This window comes from Petralouisia muris (genome assembly GCF_004793545.1).
Classification (GTDB): domain Bacteria; phylum Bacillota; class Clostridia; order Lachnospirales; family Lachnospiraceae; genus Petralouisia; species Petralouisia muris.
Genome location: NZ_SRYA01000021.1, coordinates 25440 through 43922, shown reverse-complemented (window position 1 = coordinate 43922; position 18483 = coordinate 25440). Strand labels below are relative to the sequence as shown.

Here is an 18483-nt window from a genome sequence, read left to right as displayed (position 1 = left end):
TTATATAGAAAAGATTGCCCATTGGTAATTTTTAATAAAAATGGAACGGAAATTGAATAAATTTATCCGAAATAGCAAAAAATAAAATATTTCTAAAATTTCTATTGCTTTTTTCTAAAAAGTGGAGTATCTTATTACCAGACAGAAAATAAACGATAGAACAAGGGTGTTCCAAGAGGCTTGGAATGCCCTTTTTTTGGAAAGGATGAGAATATGAGTGAATACTACAACGTAGCGGAAATCTTCGGAGAAAACGTATTCAATGATGCAGTGATGCAGGAGCGTCTGCCCAAGAAGGTTTACAAAAGGTTGAAAGACGTCATCAGCGAAGGCAGGGAGCTGGATCTGGAAACAGCAGACGTAGTTGCCCATGAGATGAAGGAGTGGGCCATTGAAAAAGGAGCTACCCACTATACCCACTGGTTTCAGCCCTTAACCGGCGTAACGGCGGAGAAGCATGATTCTTTTATTACAGCGCCGATGCCCAATGGAAAAGTATTGATGAGCTTTTCTGGAAAAGAATTGATCAAGGGTGAGCCGGACGCCTCATCTTTTCCATCCGGAGGACTTCGGGCAACCTTTGAGGCAAGGGGCTATACAGCCTGGGACTGCACTTCTCCGGCGTTTGTAAGGCAGGATGCGGCAGGCGCCACACTCTGTATTCCCACTGCCTTCTGTTCCTATACAGGAGAAGCCCTGGACCAGAAAACCCCCCTTCTGCGTTCCATGGAAGCAATCAATACCCAGTCCATCCGGCTTTTGCGTCTGTTCGGAAATACGACTTCCAAGAAAGTGACGCCTTCCGTAGGGCCGGAGCAGGAATATTTCCTGGTTGACCGTCAGAAATATTTAAAGAGGAAAGATTTGATTTTTACTGGACGTACCTTGTTCGGCGCAATGCCCCCCAAGGGCCAGGAAATGGATGATCACTATTTCGGAGCCATTCGGGAACGGATTGCAGCATATATGAAAGATGTGAATAAAGAACTGTGGAAGCTGGGAGTCAGCGCCAAGACACAGCATAACGAGGTGGCCCCGGCCCAGCACGAACTGGCGCCGATTTATGCGGAAGCCAATATTGCAGTGGATCACAATCAGCTTGTGATGGAAACTTTGAAGAAAGTGGCCGGCCGCCACGGAATGACCTGTCTCCTTCATGAGAAGCCTTTTGCAGGGGTAAATGGTTCCGGTAAGCACAACAACTGGTCCATCACCACAGACGATGGCATTAACTTGTTGGACCCAGGCAAAACCCCTCATGACAATATTCAGTTCCTTCTGGTGCTGACCTGTATTCTGAAAGCGGTTCACAAGCATGCGGATCTCCTTCGGGAATCTGCCGCAGATGCAGGAAATGACCACAGGTTAGGGGCAAATGAGGCGCCTCCCGCAATTATTTCCATTTTCCTGGGAGAGCAGCTTCAGGATGTGCTGACACAGTTAATCAGTACCGGAGAGGCCACCAGAAGCCTGAAAGGGGAAGTGCTTCAGACAGGCGTAAAGACTCTGCCGGATTTCATGAAAGACGCCACCGACCGGAACCGTACCTCTCCCTTTGCCTTTACCGGAAATAAATTTGAATTCCGTATGGTTGGTTCCAATGATTCCATTGCAGCGCCCAACGTTGTATTAAACACCATTGTGGCGGAAGCCTTTTCTGACGCCTGCGATGTGCTGGAGAAATCCAATGATTTTGAAATGGCTGTGCACAATTTAATTAAGGAGCAGGCTACCGAGCATCAGGATATTGTATTTAATGGAAACGGTTATTCTCCGGAATGGGTAGAGGAGGCAGAACGACGGGGACTTCCCAATATCACCAATATGGTGGATGCAGTTCCGGCTCTTACCACAGAGAAGGCAATTGCGCTGTTTGAGAGATTCAATGTGTTTACCAAGGCCGAGCTGGAATCCAGAAGCGAGATTCACTATGAGAACTATGCAAAAGCCATTAACATAGAGGCCCGGGCTATGATCGATATGGCAGGCAAACAGATTATTCCTGCTGTAATCAAATATACTACAGCCCTTGCAAATTCCATCAATTCCGTAAAGGCGGCGTGTGACGCAGATTTAAGCGTTCAGACCGGGCTTCTGACAGAAGTTTCTGCTTTGCTGGCTGAAACAAAGGCGGCATTAATCAGATTGACAGAAGCTGCGGAAAAAGCATATGCAGTGCCGGAAGGAAGAGAACAGGCGGTATGCTACCGTGATGATGTAAAAACTGCCATGGATGCGCTGCGGGCTCCGGTGGATAAGCTGGAGATGATTGTAGATAAAGAAATGTGGCCCATGCCGTCTTATGGAGATTTGATTTTTGAGGTTTAATCTTGAAATCAGATAACGGGAATTGACGTTTGGATTTATACAGAAGCAAATAAATTGCAGTTCAGAAAGGGAGGATGCCAGGTAACCTCCGTTACCTGGCATTTATTATGAAAAAGTTTATTCAAATAGTAATTTGTAATTACTTGTGTTTGTCATTTGTTATGGTTTTATTATATGTGGAAGAAATGAAGTTTCCGTGTTGATGAAATGAAACTTTTTTGAATCTAAAATGAATAATTTATGAACGTAAAATGTAATAAACGGTATTTTTGTCGGACCACAACGCTGTGGAAAACGGGAAAAGTACCGTTTTTTATATACATGAAAATTTGATTTCAGGGAGGAATTATTATGACGGAAGAAACAATTGTAAGCCTGGTAAGCGAACATACCTTTGGCGTCTGGTTTTTGATTGGCGCTGCACTGGTGTTTTGGATGCAGGCGGGCTTTGCTATGGTGGAGGCAGGCTTTACCAGGGCAAAAAACAGCGGCAATATTCTAATGAAAAATCTTATGGATTTCTGTATTGGAACAGTAATGTTCATTTTGATTGGATTTTCCCTTTTGCTGGGAGAAGATTTGATGGGCTTTATCGGGAAGCCGGGATTTGATATTTTTACTGCTTATCAGGAATTTGATTTTTCAAATTTTGTATTTAACCTGGTATTCTGTGCAACTACGGCCACTATTGTATCCGGCGCCATGGCAGAGCGGACAAAATTTATATCTTATTGTATTTACTCTGGCGTGATTTCTGCATTGATTTACCCCATTGAGGCCCATTGGATCTGGGGAGGAGGATGGCTGGCACAGCTGGGATTCCATGATTTTGCAGGTTCCTGCGCCATCCATATGGTAGGGGGCATGTCAGCGCTGATTGGCGCGAAAATCATCGGTCCCCGCATTGGGAAATTTACAACGGACAAAAATGGAAAGGTTACGAAAGTCAACGCATTTCCAGGGCATAATCTTCCTTTGGGGTGTCTGGGGTGCTTTATCCTTTGGTTTGGCTGGTATGGATTTAACGGTGCGGCTGCCACAAGCATTCCCCAGCTTGGCTCCATCTTTTTAACCACAACCATTGCGCCGGCAGTTGCTACAGTAGCTTGCATGGTATTTACCTGGGTGAAATTCGGAAAACCGGATGTGTCTATGTGCCTGAATGCATCACTTGCTGGCCTGGTAGGAATTACTGCCCCTTGTGATGTGACGGATGCCTTCGGCGCGCTGGCAGTTGGAATTGTATCAGGAGTGTTAGTGGTATTTGGCGTATGGCTGCTGGATGATAAGCTTCATGTGGATGATCCGGTAGGCGCGGTTGCGGTTCATTGCCTGAATGGCGTCTGGGGAACTTTGGCAGTGGGGCTGTTTGCTACTTCCTCTGCCCCTGGAAATGAGATTGACGGTTTATTCTACGGCGGCGGATTCCACCAGCTGGGCCTGCAGATTCTGGGAATTGCAGCGGTGGGCCTATGGACCGCAGTAACGATTACCATTGCATTTCTGCTGATAAAGGCAACTCTGGGGCTTCGGGTGAGCGAAGAGGAGGAAATTGTGGGTCTGGATTCCACAGAACATGGAATTGCTTCTGCATATTCGGGATTCAGCATTATGGATGTGTCCAACACCATGACTATGGACATCAATGAGAATACCAATCTTGGCACTGCGGAGTACGAAAATGCTTCTCAGGCAGTCAGGGATGCAGCAGTTCCAGTGGTTACTGCAGTCGGCACCGGCAGCGGCATGTATAAGGTGACAATTGTGGCAAAGCTGTCTAGGTATGACAAGCTGAGAAAGGCCATGAATGAACTGGGCGTTACAGGAATGACCGTTACACAGGTAATGGGATGCGGAATTCAGAGGGGCGCCGGGGAGAAATACAGAGGCGTGGAAATGGACGCTACCTTGCTGCCCAAGGTAAAACTGGAAATTATTGTGGGAAATATTCCGGTGGAAAAAGTGATTGAAGCGGCAAAGCGAACATTGTATACAGGACATATCGGCGACGGCAAGATTTTTGTTTACGAGGTGGCAAAGGTTGTGAAAATCCGTACCGGTGAGGAAGATCTGGACGCTTTGCTGGATGTAGAATAAAGAAATGATTCATGTGTATCAGAAAAAGAGTCTCCTTCGGGGGATTCTTTTTCCGGTTTTGGAAAGGAAAGGATGAAAATGTCTGGATTTTTCCGCACAGAGGGATTATAATGGACAAAAGACGAATGCAACGGGAGGATGGGAAATGGAAAATAATCTGTTGTTTGTCAATCAGAATCAAGAAATTATTCAGGAATTTCTGACGGCTATGGAGGGGAGAAAGGGAAATCTCGTGATCGATACGGCAGACAGCGGACTGGAGGCTGCTTATCTGCTGAAGAAAAAGAAATATAAGGTGGTAGTCACAGGATTGGATCTTCCTACGTTTGACGGCTCCAAAATCATCGAATATCTGAATCGGAATTATCCGGAAACAGTGTGCATTGTATACACCTGGAGGCTGGAGCTGGCGCATCTGAGGCTGCTGATCAATGAACGGAAGGTGTTCCGGATTTTTCAGAGGCCCGTAAAGTATCATAAGATCTACGATGCCGTAATGGATGGTATGGTAAAGTATGACAGACGGGAGATTGACCAGCTGAACAGGCAGGAGCTGGAACAGGAATTGCGGAAGAAATCCTTGCAGGTGGCGGAATTGAGACGGGTGACAGAAGAGAGAGGCTGGGAGAGAGAGGGACTGATAAAGTTTCTGTCTGCCCTGATGAATGTATTTCTTCATAATACCGAATCAGATTTGGAGGGAAAGGGAAAGTGGCAGCTTGTCCGTTATGAGAAGAAGTTGGTTTTCTGGCTGTTAGAGCATCAGCAGTCTTTGAAAAAAGACTTGGAAGATGTGAAAAAAGATATTTACGGCAGATTTCTGCATCCGGAACACAAACAGAAGGTGGAAATCCGCTTAGACGAGGGAGTGGGAATGCCCTCCCAGGATTTTTGCAGCAGCCTGCATTTTATTATCTGGCTGCTTCTTACGAGGTTTGTGATGATTTCTTCCGTTTATGACGTGCGGATAATTCTCATTCCCATGGGTCAGGAGCGGTTTCGTGTACGGGTAGAAGGAATATTTCCGGAAGGCGTCTGGAGTGCAGCCCATGAGGATATGACGGCACAGACTCTGACAAGCGTTACACAGACGGTTTTAGAATGTTTTGCAGCTAGGTTTACCCAGAGCATCAGCGATGAAAAAGTTATTTATTATATGGAATTATAGAGAAATTGCACTAGAGGATTTTTCAAGCACGCTCTGGCAGCGCCTGCAGGTCAGGTCAGGAATTTAGTTGGTTCATCAGTATGCGCTTAAGTATAAAGGGGCTGTCGGGAAATGAGTGGTTAGCACAATGGATCATGTGATTCTTTCGGCGTCACACGGTAGGTTGTGTTATAATTTCATTTTCCGACAGCCCCATTTTCACTTCCTATAAGGCGTTTCTCAGGGTTCTTCTCCTGGCGGAACAGCATCTGGGCCGTTTCCTTCTGGAGAAGTGTCCTCGGGAGGCACGCTCACGTCATCTTCTCCTGGCAGCTCATCTTCTGGAGGTTCCTCCTCATCTTTCTTATCATTGGTATGCTCCTTATCATCTTTATTGGGTTTCTTTCCGCCTCCCTGGGTATCGTCGTCTGGGATTTGGATTTCCGGAATTTCCGGAATCACAGAAGCAGCGGTGTGGACGGTACAGTAGTTTTCCTGTGACAGAGAATCCGACAACAGGAAAGGTCCGTCTTCCGTATCCGGAGAGCCTCCAACAATATAGATGCCGCCCTGACGGTTTTCCTGCGGGCAGAATTCGTTGGCCAGCATGCCGGAAGCAGTACAGACGGTTGCGCTGACATGATGGTCGCAGTATTCGGTGGGGACAGTTCCGGCAGCGAAAAATTCCGTTTCCACCATGCTTCCTCTGGGATCTGCATCACACAGCCCTTCGACTGCTAATTTTCCGGATTTTTTGCAGACGGCGGCAGTGGTAATGCCCTCCGGCTGGGTAAAATCTTTGTATTCCAGGTTTTCATGAATTCTTCCCATAATATTGCGCCAGAGAGTTTTGGGATTGGCAGTCAGCGCACTGTCCTGGGGGGAGTTGTCGTCGTATCCGCACCAGACAGAGCAGGTGTAATAAGGGGTGAAACCGGCAAATAGCGCGTCTCTGTTCTTGGTGGTGGTTCCGGTTTTTCCCGCAATGGGCATAGTTCCAAAATTAACAGCTCCGCCGGTTCCAACTGTGATAACATCCTGCATGGCGGAAGTTAAAAGAAAGGCGGTGCTTTCTTTCAGTACGGTATGGGTTTCCTGGTTATTGTCAATCAGCACATTGCCGTTGTGATCCAGAATTCGGGTATAAAATCTGGGCTTTGTGTAGGTTCCCCCATCGGCAATGGTGGCATAGGCGGCAGTCAGTTCCAGATTGGTGACGCCCTGGGTAATGCCGCCCAGAGCTAAGGACTGGACAATATCGTCTTCCGTCAGGGTGGTAAATCCAAAATTGGTCAGATAATCATAGCCGGTCTGAGGAGAAATGTCTGTCAGGGTTTTGACGGTTACCACGTTGATGGATTTGGTTATGGCATAGCGGATGGTGGTAAATCCCCGGTAGCTGTTGTCATAGTTGCGCAGTGAGGTTCCGTTGGCGTAAGAAAAGGGCGCATCGTCCTGGACAGTAGCCAACGTCATCCCGGCGGTATCCAGAGCCGGAGCATAGGCGGCCAGAACCTTGAAGGTGGAGCCAGGCTGCCTGGTGGTGTCTGTGGCCCGGTTCAGGGTACGGCTTCCGCTTTTGTCGCCTCTTCCTCCCACAATGGCCTTAACATCGCCGGTATATTGATCCATTATGGTAACCGCCGCCTGGGGCTGCAGGGTAAATACCACAGATTCTCCGCCTTCCACAATGGTATCTCCCGGTTCCATAATTGCCGCTTTGTAAGCGTCAATGGCCGCCTGCGCCTCCTCCCGGCTGGAAAAGTTCAGAGAATAGTCTGCAGAGGAAGCGCTGTAATAGGAGATCATGGTCTGGTCACTGTAATTTTTTATGGAACCGTCTTTGTCCTCCACCGTCAGGCGGTAAGAAAAAGAATACTGAGGAGCCGTGGAATAATTTTCCTGGTTATTGACTTCTTCGTCGCAAATCTGCTGGATTCCCATATCCTGGGTGGATTCGATGGTAAGACCGCTGTTGTAGAGCGCTTTGTAAGCCTGGGTATCGGTATATCCCTTTTTCTCCACCAGATCTCGGGCCACCTGATCAATTAATGCGTCTACAAAATAAGAATTGGGATTGTCGGTGCCGTATTCAATGTTGACCTGCTGAATGCGGGAATAAACGTCATCCTTTAGGGCTTCATTGTATTCTTTCTCAGAAATGTAGTTCTGGTCCTTCATATTTTTCAGAACCAGCTTCCGCCGTTTGTTATTTTCCTCTGGATGGCTGACTGGATTATAAGCAGAAGGATTCTTGGTAATTCCGGCAATTACTGCCCCTTCCGAAAGAGTCAGCTCTGAGACGTCTTTGCCGAAATAACGGCGGGAAGCGGATTGTACCCCCAGCGTGTTCTGTCCCAGGTTGATGGTATTCAGGTAATTCTCCAGAATCCAATCTTTGGATTTCACCTTGCTCAGCTCTATGGCCAGGTATTGTTCCTGGATTTTCCGCTTTACCTTCTCAATGCCGGATTGGTTGGTCCAGCCTTCGAATACGTTGTTTTTCAAAAGCTGCTGGGTGATGGTGCTGGCACCCTGGCTGAAATGAAAGCCATTGGCGATGCCGGTAAAGCCTGCCCGGATAATTCCCTTGATATCAATGCCGTTGTGCTCATAGAACCGTTCATCTTCAATGGCTACAAAGGCATGCTGAAGATCCTCGGGAATTTCATCCAGCGTCACATAAACACGGTTGGAGCCGGAAGCCACCAGCTTAGCAGTCTGATTCCCCTGGTTGTCCAGCACTACGGACAAGTAGCCGGTAGGGGTGGGATCGATATCGGAAATATCCGGGGCGGAATCAATAACGCCCTTGAATACGCCGATTCCTGCGCAGCCGCCGATAACGATGGCCGCCAGAAAGAAAACCAGCAGTGTTTTAAAGAAAATAACTGAAAATTTCCTGCGTACCAGCGAGGCGGTAGAAGTAAGCTGCTTTTCCTTTCGCGATACGCCTTTTTTTCCATAATTCATTCGTAAACCTCCTTTACCAAGAAATGTGGGTGTTGCTTTGATTTATCCAAATACACGTTCAAAATACATTCCGTAGAAAGCTGCCTGTTTTTATATGATGTAGTATCTGACTTATCGCCGCAAATTAACCATTAGATTCCCTTTGACGGATGGCAGCTTTCACAGTATTATAACAAAAAAGAATTGTGAAATAAAGAAAAATTTTGTGACTTGTGGAAATACAGGCAGGTGTGTTAGAATAGAAAGCAGCAGTTCAAAGGGAGGAAATCATGTCGGTGAAAATATTATATCAGGGGGGAAGCGGCGAAATTGTGGAAAAGAAATCACGTTTCATTGCCACCACAGAGAAGATAGAAACAGAAGAAGAGGCGCTTTCGTTTATCGGGAGAATGAAAAAGCAGTACTGGGACGCAAGGCATAACTGTTTCGCCTTTGTTGCAGGGGAGCGTCAGAACCTGCAGCGATGCAGCGATGACGGAGAGCCTGCCGGAACGGCAGGACGTCCGATGCTGGATGTGCTGCTGCGGGAGGATATTCACAATATGGCTGTAGTGGTGACCCGGTATTTCGGCGGAACGCTTTTGGGCACCGGAGGTCTTGTGCGGGCTTATCAGAAGGCAGTGCAGGAAGGACTGAAGAACAGCGTTGTGATAGAAAGAATCCAGGGAAGGCTTCTGACCATCGAGAGCGATTATAACAGCATTGGAAAGATACAGTATCTGCTGGCGCAGAATCAGATTACGGCTATTGATACTGTTTATACGGATAAAGTGGTGACAGAGGTAATGGTTCCGGCTGAAAAGCTGGCGGGGCTGCAGCAGGAGATTACAGAAGGAACCAGCGGGACGGCAGGATTTCAGGTAGGAAAAACGGCAGAATTTGCCTTAATTGACGGAAAAATAAAAATTTTTTAAAAAATAAAAAAAAATGCTTGCATTTCTGTCGGAACTCGTATATAATACATTTTGTTGAAAACAATGGCCCATCGCCAAACGGTAAGGCAACGGACTCTGACTCCGTCATTTCAAGGTTCGAATCCTTGTGGGCCAGCTTGGAACCCATCACAGAGCGTGATGGGTTTTTATCATATCACAGGAAATTGGATGTTAGTTTGGAGGAAGAGATGTACAGTTTTGACAGCAGAGTCCGCTACAGCGAGGTGGACAGTAAAGGATATATCAAGATGAATTCCATCCTGGACTATTTTCAGGATTGCAGTTCCTTTCAGGCAGAAGAAGTGGAGGTAGGGCTGGATTATATGGCAGAGAAACATATGGCGTGGGTACTGACCTGCTGGCAGGTAGAATTCAAACGCTGTCCCTCCTTTGGAGAGAAAATCACAGTCAGCACCTGGCCCTATGATTTTAAGGGTTTTTTTGGCTATCGCAATTATACCTTGAAGGGAGAGGGAGAAGAGCTTCTGGCCTGCGCCAATTCTGTTTGGGTGCTTCTTGATTTGGAAAGCGGGAAGCCCGTCAGAGTGCTGCAGGAAATGGCAGACGCTTACGAGTTTTGTCCCAGACTTCCTATGGAGCATACATCCAGGAAGGTGGCCCTGCCAAAAGAGATGGAGGCGAAGGAGCCTTTTCCGGTGCACAAATATCATATTGACACCAATCAGCATGTGAATAATGGAAAATACATCTGCATGGCACAGGAATATCTGCCTCAGGGATTTCAGACAGGCAAAATGAAAGCAGAATACCGAAAAGCGGCAGTGTACGGAGATATGATATATCCTTATGCCCGTCAGGAAGCGGGGAAAATAACCGTAAGTCTGGCAGATGAGCAGGGCAGTCCTTATGCAGTCATAGAATTGGAGGAAAGAAAATGATTCGGTTAGGAGAAAAACAGAGTCTTATAGTGGTGAAAAAGGTGGAATTCGGCATTTATCTGGCAGAGCGGGAGGGGGATGAGACCAGAGTTCTGCTTCCGGCCAAGCAGGTGCCCCAGGGAACAGAGATTGGAGATCGTCTGGAGGTTTTTGTCTATAAGGATTCCAAGGATCGGATGATTACCACCACCCGGGAGCCGAAACTGAAAATGGGGGAAGTGAAGGTTCTGACGGTAGTATCCGTACAGGGGATCGGTGCATTTCTGGATTGGGGTCTGGAAAAAGACTTATTTCTTCCATATAAAGAGCAGGTCGGCAAGGTGCGGGAACAGGACGAAATACTGGTAAGGCTGTATATAGATAAAAGCCGGCGTCTCTGCGCCAGCATGAAGGAAATCTATGAAATGCTGGATACTGATTCCCCCTATCAGGCGGGAGATACAGTCCAGGGGCGGGTCTATGAATTCAGTGATAATTTCGGCGCCTTTGTGGCAGTGGATGACCGATATTCTGCCTTGATTCCCTGTCATGAGGATCACAGTTTTCTTCGGATCGGAGATTGCGTCAATGCCAGGGTGACCGGCGTAAAGCCGGATGGGAAACTGGACTTGACCCTGCGGGAAAAAGCATATGTGCAGATGAATGAGGACGCCCTTAAGGTGCTGGAGCTTTTAGACCAGTACAACGGAGTGCTTCCCTTTACGGACAAAGCATCCCCGGAGCTTATTATGCAGGAGACGAAAATGAGCAAGAATGCATTTAAGCGGGCTGTGGGACGGCTGTATAAAGAACGAAAAATTGAAATTACAAAAGAAGAAATCCGAAAGAGTTAGGAGGGGCTGTTATGTCCGAAAACAAAAGTGTAAACCGTGTATTTCTGCTGACTGTAGTCCTTTATGTGGGCGTGAGCCTGGCGTTTAGCTTCCTGTCTGTTATCGTGCCGGCAATTGGGAATATGTCCACATATGTTTCCATTCTGATTTCCCAGATGCTGGTCTTTGTGCCAGGATTTTGGTACTGCAGAAGGCTGTCCCGTTCCCAGGCTTTGGCGGTGCAGAGCGGGGAACGGGACAGCGGGGAAGGAGCAAACGGAATACGGCAGTTTATTCCTTATCGGAAAATCAACATTGCCACCATTGTGCTGGTGGTGGTGTGCACGTATCTGATGTATCCGCTGATTATTGTGCTGAACGCCATTTCCATGATTTTTACTACCTCCGGTTCGGCGGCAGTGATGGATATGATGCAGGGACAGAATTTTTTTCTGAGCCTGTTGTTTACAGCAGTCATGCCGGCTTGTGTGGAGGAGTTTCTGTTTCGGGGCGTGATGTTTCAGACTTATAAAAGGAGCAGGATGCTTCCGGCTATTCTCCTTACCGGATTTCTGTTCGGCTGTATGCACATGAACTTAAATCAGTTTGTGTATGCCTTTGCCCTTGGAGTGTATCTGGCGTTTCTGGTGGAGGCTACCGGCAGTATCTTCAGCTCCATGATTGCTCACTTTACGTTAAATGCTACCAGTGTGGTGATGAGTTTTCTTCTGCCAGTTCTGTATGAGATGGTGGGATTGGAAGCCGATATGCAGGTGCAGGCAGGAGGATATGCCTCCACCATGGAGAGCGGTGAGCTTCTGATGTTTTTGATAGGGATTACGGTCTGGGCAATCGTCGCGGTGGGAACCACCTGCGGTGCAGTGGGGATTTATATTGCCATTTGCAAAATCAATCACCGCTGGGAGTATGTGAAACAGATGTTTTCTGGCGGAACGAAGAAGAGAATGATTACAGTACCCCTTGTCATTGCTGTTATTATTTGCTTTGGAATGATGGGAATGCGCATTTATATAGAAAGAATGGGATAGAATAGGTGATAAAGGTACTTTTTCAGCCCCGGGAAAGAAATATCCGAATGCCGGAATCCTTCCTGGGGCTGTCCTTACAAGGGATTAGATGGAAATATCAATGTTTCCGCCGATATGGGGATTCACAGACTGTTCCATGAGCTTAATCATGGAGTCCCCCATGTTTTCCATCGTATCCAGTTGTTTGCTCAGCATAATGGCGCCCACGTCGTTGTTGACGCTGGTCATGCTGAGAGCAGTTGATAAAGAAGCAATATCCATAATCGTGCCTCCTTTCTTAGATTCCGGAACTGTGAGACAGAAATCCGCCTGGTTCCGCAGGTAAAATCACCCTGTTCCTATTATGGCACGAGATATGGGAAAAATCAATATCAGATAAGCAGGAGGGTTCACATGATGTATGATGTAATAATTTTGGGCAGCGGCCCGGCGGGTTTGAGCGCAGCGATTTATGCACAGAGGGCAAGGTTAAGCACTTTAATAATAGAAGAAAAGCCTCTGAGCGGAGGCCAGATTCTGGATACCTATGAAGTGGATAATTATCCGGGGCTTCCGGGGATTACAGGTTTTGAAATCGGTCAGAAATTCCGCGCCCATGCAGATCGATTAGGAGCCGAGGTGGTGAATGCCAGGGTGACAGAGGTAAAATTAGAGGGTGAGAAGAAGGTTGTCATCACTTCTAAGGACGCTTATGAAGCAAAAAGCCTGATTATTGCAACCGGAGCCAGGCACCGGAAGCTGGGAGTGCCGGGAGAAGAGGAGCTGGCAGGAATGGGAGTGTCCTACTGCGCTACCTGTGACGGGGCCTTTTTCCGGGGAAAAATCGTGGCAGTGGCCGGAGGCGGAGATGTGGCGTTAGAGGATGCATTATTTCTGGCGCGGGGCTGCGAGAAGGTTTATCTGATTCACAGAAGAGAAGAGTTCCGTGGCGCAGGGATTTTGCAGGAAAGGGTCAGGGATACCCCGAATATTGAACTGGTGCTGAACAGCAATTTAACTGCTATTCAGGGAGAAGGGCAGGTATCGTCGGTTCTTGTCCATAATCACAAAGAGGATAGGGACAGAGAGCTTTTTGTGCATGGGGTGTTTATTGCAGTGGGAATTGAGCCCAATTCCGGGGCGCTGAAAGATCTTGTGGCCCAGGACGCCCAGGGATATATTGTAGCCGGTGAAGATACAAAGACCAGCGCCGCAGGGGTATTTGCGGCGGGAGATGTGAGGACTAAGCAGTTAAGGCAGGTGTTGACGGCTGCGGCTGACGGAGCCAATGCAATTACTTCGGTGGAAAAATATATTGCGAAGCAGGGAAAATAATATAAGCTGCAATGCAATAATGACAAGATCAGAGTAAATATTGCAACTTTTTTGTCAAAGATTACGGTTGACATAAACAGCCCTCCTTGTTATAATAAGTCCTGTAATAAATTTGTAACATATGAAGAATCCTATCAGGACTTCACACTTTATAGAAGATTATGGGTGAAAATGGAGGGTATTGTTATTATGAACAGGAATTCAATTAGAAAAGCAACAACTTGTTGTTTAACTGCAGCAGTAGTACTTACAGGAAGCTCTTTCGTATCTCATGCGGCAGTAAGCGCCGGAGCAGGCGATTTGATTTCGGCAGCTACCGAAGCGCCGGCGGACAATGCGAAGGAAGCGGATCAGGCAGCAGAAAAAGAAAGCACTGCAACTGCAGGGGTTACAGAGATTTTTGCAAATTCTTTAGCTCCCAGGCAGGAAGCAATTGATACAGGCGCAGCAAAGGACGGAGCTGAGGCTCCTGCTAAGACAGAATATGACGACATTGCAATTGCGCAGGTTGACAATTATGTAAATGTACGTTCCGCAGCCAGTGAAGAGGGCGAAGTGCTTGGCAAGTTATATAATAACTCTGCATGTACCGTACTTGGAACCGAAGGCGATTGGTATAAGATTCACTCCGGTAATGTGGAAGGCTACATTAAGGCAGAGTTCCTTGTATTAGGAGATGCTGAGCTTGCTAAGTCTGTGGGATACAGAGTGGCGGATGTAACGACCGAGACTTTGAATGTCCGTGCAGATTCCAGTACGGAAGCTGAGTTGTTGGGACAGGTGCCTCAGGGAGAAGAACTCAGCGTAGTAGAAGAGAAAGACGGCTGGGTTAAGGTAGCAATTGAAGAAGGCGATGGCTGGGTATCCAGTGAATTTGTAGATTGCAACACACATTATGTAGTGGCAGAATCCAAGGAAGAAGAGGAAGCGCGCCTTAAGAAAGAAGAAGAAGAGCGTAAGGCAGCAGAGGAAGCGGCAAGAAGAGCTACCAGATCCAAATCTTCCAACTCAGGTTCTTCCAGTTCAGGCTCCTCAGAATCTAGTTCCGGAGAGAGCAGAAGCTATGCTCCTCCAAGCGGCGGAAGCGGACAGGCAGTTGCAGATTATGCATGTCAGTTTGTGGGCAATCCTTATGTATACGGCGGGACAAGCCTGACAAATGGAGCTGACTGTTCTGGATTTGTAATGAGCGTATATGCAGCGTTTGGCGTTGGCCTGCCTCATTCCTCCAGTGCACTGGCAGGAGTAGGATACGGGGTAAGCACAGACGCAATGCAGCCTGGTGATATTGTATGCTACAGCGGTCACGTTGGAATCTATATCGGCGGCGATACAATTGTACATGCTAGTACAGAAGCAACCGGCATTAAGTATACTTCTCCGGCAGCATACAGACCGATTGTGGCAGTAAGAAGAATTTTCTAAGAGTATTACATAATACAAATATAAGGAGACTCCTGAATCATTCTATGATTTAGGAGTTTTCTTTCGGTTTCTTTTACAGGTTTCCTGGAGCGCTGCTTGCAGTGGAGTTCATTGGCAAGGACAAGAATTCTCACAATTTCTACAATTTTCTAAAATAATTTTTGCAGAAATAGGAGGAAAAATATTATATCCTGGATCCAGAAAAAAAGTGCACAAAATTATGGGGATAACAGAAAATTATCCCAAAGTTATCCACATGAAAAAGCGACAGAAAATCCAAAATTTTGAGTTATACACAGAGTTATCCACATTATCAACAAAAATCCTTGTAAATAACCTGGTTTACATAGTATAAAAAAGAAACATTTGTTTTGTGAAGTTGTGATAAATTTGACGATTTCAGGAAAAAATAAGAAAAACTATTGACTTTTTAATAGACAAAAAAAACATTTTTCCAGGCAGAAATGTCAGTTAATTTCCGTTGAAAAGGGTGGTTGAAAAAATTTCCTTCATTTGGTATACTTCTAAAAGTACATGGAATAACCGCAGTATCAGGAAAGATTAGAAACGGGTGTTATATGATTAAAAAATTGGAAATACTGGGAATGTCTCTGGATAATGATACCGTAAGGGAAGCAATGATTCGTGTGGAAGGGTTTCTTGACACTACTGTAATGAATACCATAGAGGCTATTTCCATGGATATATTGGTTAAGACACAGGAGGACGACAGGCTGAAAGCCTGTATTGAAAATCTGGATTTGACGGTAATCAGTGATAAAGAGATATTAAAAGCTGCCGGGGTGACCTCCATGCAGCGGATTCAGGAAACCGTGGACAATGATTTTTTTAAAGAGTTTGCAAGCAGGGCCTCTCAAAATCAGAGAATTGTGTTTTTGCTGGGAGAAACAAACGAACAGCTTGTGCAGCTGGGAGAATTCCTGGAGGAAAATTACGGCGGAATCCAGATGGCGGGAGGCTATGCGCTGGCGGACTGCACCGGAGATTATGATACAGTGATTAATGAAATAAATATTGCAGAGCCGGATGTCATTTTGTCAGTGATTGCAGCGCCGAAGCAGGAATATTTTCTGCAGGACAACCGGGAAAAATTAAATGCTAAAATTTGGTATGGATTGGGAGAGGCTTATACAGACAAAAAAGGAGTGTCGGAGATGGCAGGTTTTGCCAGAAAGCTGATTCAGAAGGGCGTAATGCGCAGTATGATATCCCGTTATAATAAGAAAGATGAGTGAGGTAAGAGGATGAACAGACTTTTGGCTTACAGGAGGACGCCGGTATTCTTATATCTGGTAATCATTGCAGGGACAGGGCTTTTAGCCTTTGCTATCAAATGCATTTTTGATCCTATCAGTCTTGTAACTGGAGGTTTTACTGGTATTTCAATTCTGCTGAAGGAGTTGACAGCGGTATTCTATGAAGGGGGAATTCCTCTCTGGTTTGCGAATATTGCATTAAATCTTCCGGTGTTTTTACTTGCCTGGAAGATCAAGGGCAAACGGTTTATCGGCCGGACTGCTATTGCAACAGCGCTGCTATCCGGCTGGCTCTATGTGATACCGGAACTGGATTTTGTCAGCGGAGACTATATTCTGGCTGCTCTGTTTGGCGGAACCATTTCCGGTATCGCTATGGGAATGATTCTCTGGGCGGACGCCACCACCGGAGGAACGGAAATGGTAGGCGCGTTGATTCAATGCAGATTAAAGCATTATTCCGTGGCGCAGATTATGCAGGTTTTGGATGGGATGATTGTGCTGGCGGGACTGTATGTGTTTGGCCTGCGCCCTTCCATGTATGCCATTGTATCAATATTTATTACCTCTAAGGTGACGGATACGATTTTGGAAGGTATGAAATTCTCAAAGGCTGCTTACATTATTACCGACAAATATGAAGAGGTTTCCAGAATCATTATGGAGACTCTGGATCGGGGAGTCACAGGGTTAGAAGCCAGGGGAATGTATTCCGGGGAGAAAAAGTGCATGCTGTATTGTGTGGTGTCTAAGAAAGAAATCGTTCAGTTAAAGGAGTTGGTGCACCAGATTGATCTGAATGCATTTGTGATTGTGGGAGATGTGAGGGAGGTTTTGGGAGAAGGATTTATTGAGTACCGCAAAGGATGAGAAGAGTTTTGTGTACAATGCCTATGAAACAATTGGAAGAAATTTCAAAAAAGTCGAGGAAATGCATAAAAAAATATGGATTTCCTCTTCCTTTTTTTGTGCTTTTGCATTAAAATACATATGAAGTTGTTTTGTTTTCCCAAAATACCTGCAACAGAATTGTGAAAGTTGTATAGGAATTATTGCACATAAGAAAATGGAGAACTGTCAGAAAGAAAACAGTGCAGAAGAAGGAAGAGAAAAGGAGTGAAGCACATGATTTCGAATCAGATACTTCAGAGCACCATTGATGGATTAAAAGGAATTACCAGAATTGATTTATGTATTATTGATACGGAAGGTAAGGTATTGGCGGCAACTTTTCAGGATGCGGACAGTTATGTGGCCGCGGCGCTGGCATTTGTGGAATCTCCGGCAGACAGCCAAGTGTTTTTGGGATGCCAGTTTTTTAAAGTATTTGATGAGCATCAGTTGGAATATATACTGCTTGCCAACGGAGACAGCGATGATGTCTATATGGTGGGGAAGATTGCCAGCTTTCAGATACAGAATCTGCTGGTGGCGTACAAAGAGCGTTTTGATAAAGATAACTTTGTGAAGAATCTGCTTTTGGACAATCTGCTTTTGGTGGATATTTATAACCGTGCCAAGAAGCTTCATATTGACACGGAAGCCAGGCGGGTGGTATTTATTATAGAAACAAACCGGGAGAAGGATGGCAATGAATTAGAGAAGGTGCGCAGTCTTTTAGGCGGCAAGTCCAGAGATTTTATTACGGCAGTGGATGAGAAAAATATCATAGTGGTGAAGGAAGTTATGGAGAATGAGGGCTATGAGGAAATGAACCGGACGGCGGAAGTGATTTTAAGCATGTTCCACGGCGGGGATGATATGGATATCCATATTGCTTACGGCACCATTGTAAATGAAATCAAAGAGGTTTCCCGTTCTTATAAAGAAGCCAGGATGGCCCTGGATGTGGGAAAGATTTTCTTTGAGGAGCGTCATGTCAATGCATATTCCACATTGGGAATCGGGCGTCTGATTTATCAGCTGCCCATCCCTTTGTGTAAAATGTTTATCAAGGAAATTTTTGATGGAAAATCTCCGGATGAATTCGATGAAGAGACCCTTACCACCATCAATAAATTTTTTGAAAACAGCCTGAATGTGTCAGAAACTTCCAGACAGCTGTATATTCATCGGAATACCCTGGTGTACCGGCTGGATAAGCTTCAGAAGAGCACCGGCCTGGATTTGCGGGTATTTGAGGACGCCATTACCTTTAAGATTGCTCTGATGGTTGTAAAATACATGAAGTATATGGAATCTTTGGATTATTGAATTTAGGAGTGAA

14 protein-coding genes and 1 tRNA gene are annotated in these 18483 nt (G+C 46.0%); 13 read left to right on the top strand and 2 right to left on the bottom strand.

All coding sequences use genetic code 11. From position 1 onward, the window contains the following. Positions 1-213 precede the first annotated feature (213 nt). The 3 genes from E5329_RS11925 to E5329_RS11915 all read left to right on the top strand — a co-directional run bounded on the left by E5329_RS11925 (position 214) and on the right by E5329_RS11915 (position 5593). A complete protein-coding gene (locus E5329_RS11925) occupies positions 214-2328 on the top strand; it encodes a glutamine synthetase III family protein (protein ID WP_135989756.1) in 2115 nt (704 codons plus the stop codon). 351 nt (positions 2329-2679) lie between these two features. Beyond that, the gene (locus E5329_RS11920; protein WP_135989755.1) at positions 2680-4425 is read left to right on the top strand and encodes an ammonium transporter; all 1746 of its coding nucleotides are present in this window, start codon (positions 2680-2682) and stop codon (positions 4423-4425) included. A gap of 145 nt (positions 4426-4570) precedes the next feature. Beyond that, complete coding sequence (locus E5329_RS11915) at positions 4571-5593, top strand: response regulator (protein WP_135989754.1); 1023 nt, start codon at positions 4571-4573, stop codon at positions 5591-5593. 219 nt (positions 5594-5812) lie between these two features. Here the strand turns inward: E5329_RS11915 and E5329_RS11910 are convergent, their stop codons facing one another. Continuing rightward, complete coding sequence (locus E5329_RS11910; RefSeq protein WP_135989753.1) at positions 5813-8545, bottom strand: transglycosylase domain-containing protein; 2733 nt, start codon at positions 8543-8545, stop codon at positions 5813-5815. 269 nt (positions 8546-8814) lie between these two features. On the opposite strand from E5329_RS11910, the gene E5329_RS11905 reads away from it, so the two are divergent. From E5329_RS11905 to E5329_RS11885, 5 genes are all read left to right on the top strand, one after another. Further along, positions 8815-9459, top strand: a complete 645-nt coding sequence (locus E5329_RS11905; RefSeq protein WP_275443215.1) for a YigZ family protein — start codon at positions 8815-8817, stop codon at positions 9457-9459. Positions 9460-9523: 64 nt separating this feature from the next. Further along, positions 9524-9595 (top strand) — tRNA-Gln (locus E5329_RS11900). Positions 9596-9668: 73 nt separating this feature from the next. Further along, entirely contained in the window at positions 9669-10379 is a 711-nt protein-coding gene (locus E5329_RS11895) for an acyl-[acyl-carrier-protein] thioesterase (RefSeq protein ID WP_135989752.1), read from the top strand. Further along, positions 10379-11212 carry a CvfB family protein gene (locus E5329_RS11890; protein ID WP_135989790.1) on the top strand — a complete coding sequence of 278 codons (834 nt, stop codon included), beginning with the start codon at positions 10379-10381 and terminating at the stop codon, positions 11210-11212. The genes E5329_RS11895 and E5329_RS11890 overlap by 1 nt, the downstream gene beginning before the upstream one ends. A gap of 11 nt (positions 11213-11223) precedes the next feature. Beyond that, entirely contained in the window at positions 11224-12240 is a 1017-nt protein-coding gene (locus E5329_RS11885) for a CPBP family intramembrane glutamic endopeptidase (protein WP_135989751.1), read from the top strand. 84 nt (positions 12241-12324) lie between these two features. Here the strand turns inward: E5329_RS11885 and E5329_RS11880 are convergent, their stop codons facing one another. After that, entirely contained in the window at positions 12325-12501 is a 177-nt protein-coding gene (locus E5329_RS11880) for a YjfB family protein (RefSeq protein ID WP_135989750.1), read from the bottom strand. Between the two features lie 135 nt (positions 12502-12636). On the opposite strand from E5329_RS11880, the gene trxB reads away from it, so the two are divergent. The 5 genes from trxB (at position 12637) to E5329_RS11855 (ending at position 18470) form a co-directional block, all read left to right on the top strand. Then, positions 12637-13554, top strand: coding sequence for a thioredoxin-disulfide reductase (gene trxB, locus E5329_RS11875; RefSeq protein WP_135989789.1), 918 nt, complete (start codon positions 12637-12639; stop codon positions 13552-13554). Between the two features lie 189 nt (positions 13555-13743). Beyond that, entirely contained in the window at positions 13744-14979 is a 1236-nt protein-coding gene (locus tag E5329_RS11870; RefSeq protein ID WP_135989749.1) for a C40 family peptidase, read from the top strand. Between the two features lie 578 nt (positions 14980-15557). Beyond that, a complete protein-coding gene (locus tag E5329_RS11865) occupies positions 15558-16235 on the top strand; it encodes a WecB/TagA/CpsF family glycosyltransferase (protein ID WP_135989748.1) in 678 nt (225 codons plus the stop codon). A 9-nt stretch (positions 16236-16244) separates the two neighbouring features. Further along, a complete protein-coding gene (locus E5329_RS11860) occupies positions 16245-17126 on the top strand; it encodes a YitT family protein (RefSeq protein ID WP_135989747.1) in 882 nt (293 codons plus the stop codon). A 255-nt stretch (positions 17127-17381) separates the two neighbouring features. Further along, positions 17382-18470: a PucR family transcriptional regulator gene (locus E5329_RS11855; protein ID WP_135989788.1), complete on the top strand. Its 1089-nt coding sequence runs from the start codon at positions 17382-17384 to the stop codon at positions 18468-18470. Positions 18471-18483: the final 13 nt, after the last annotated feature.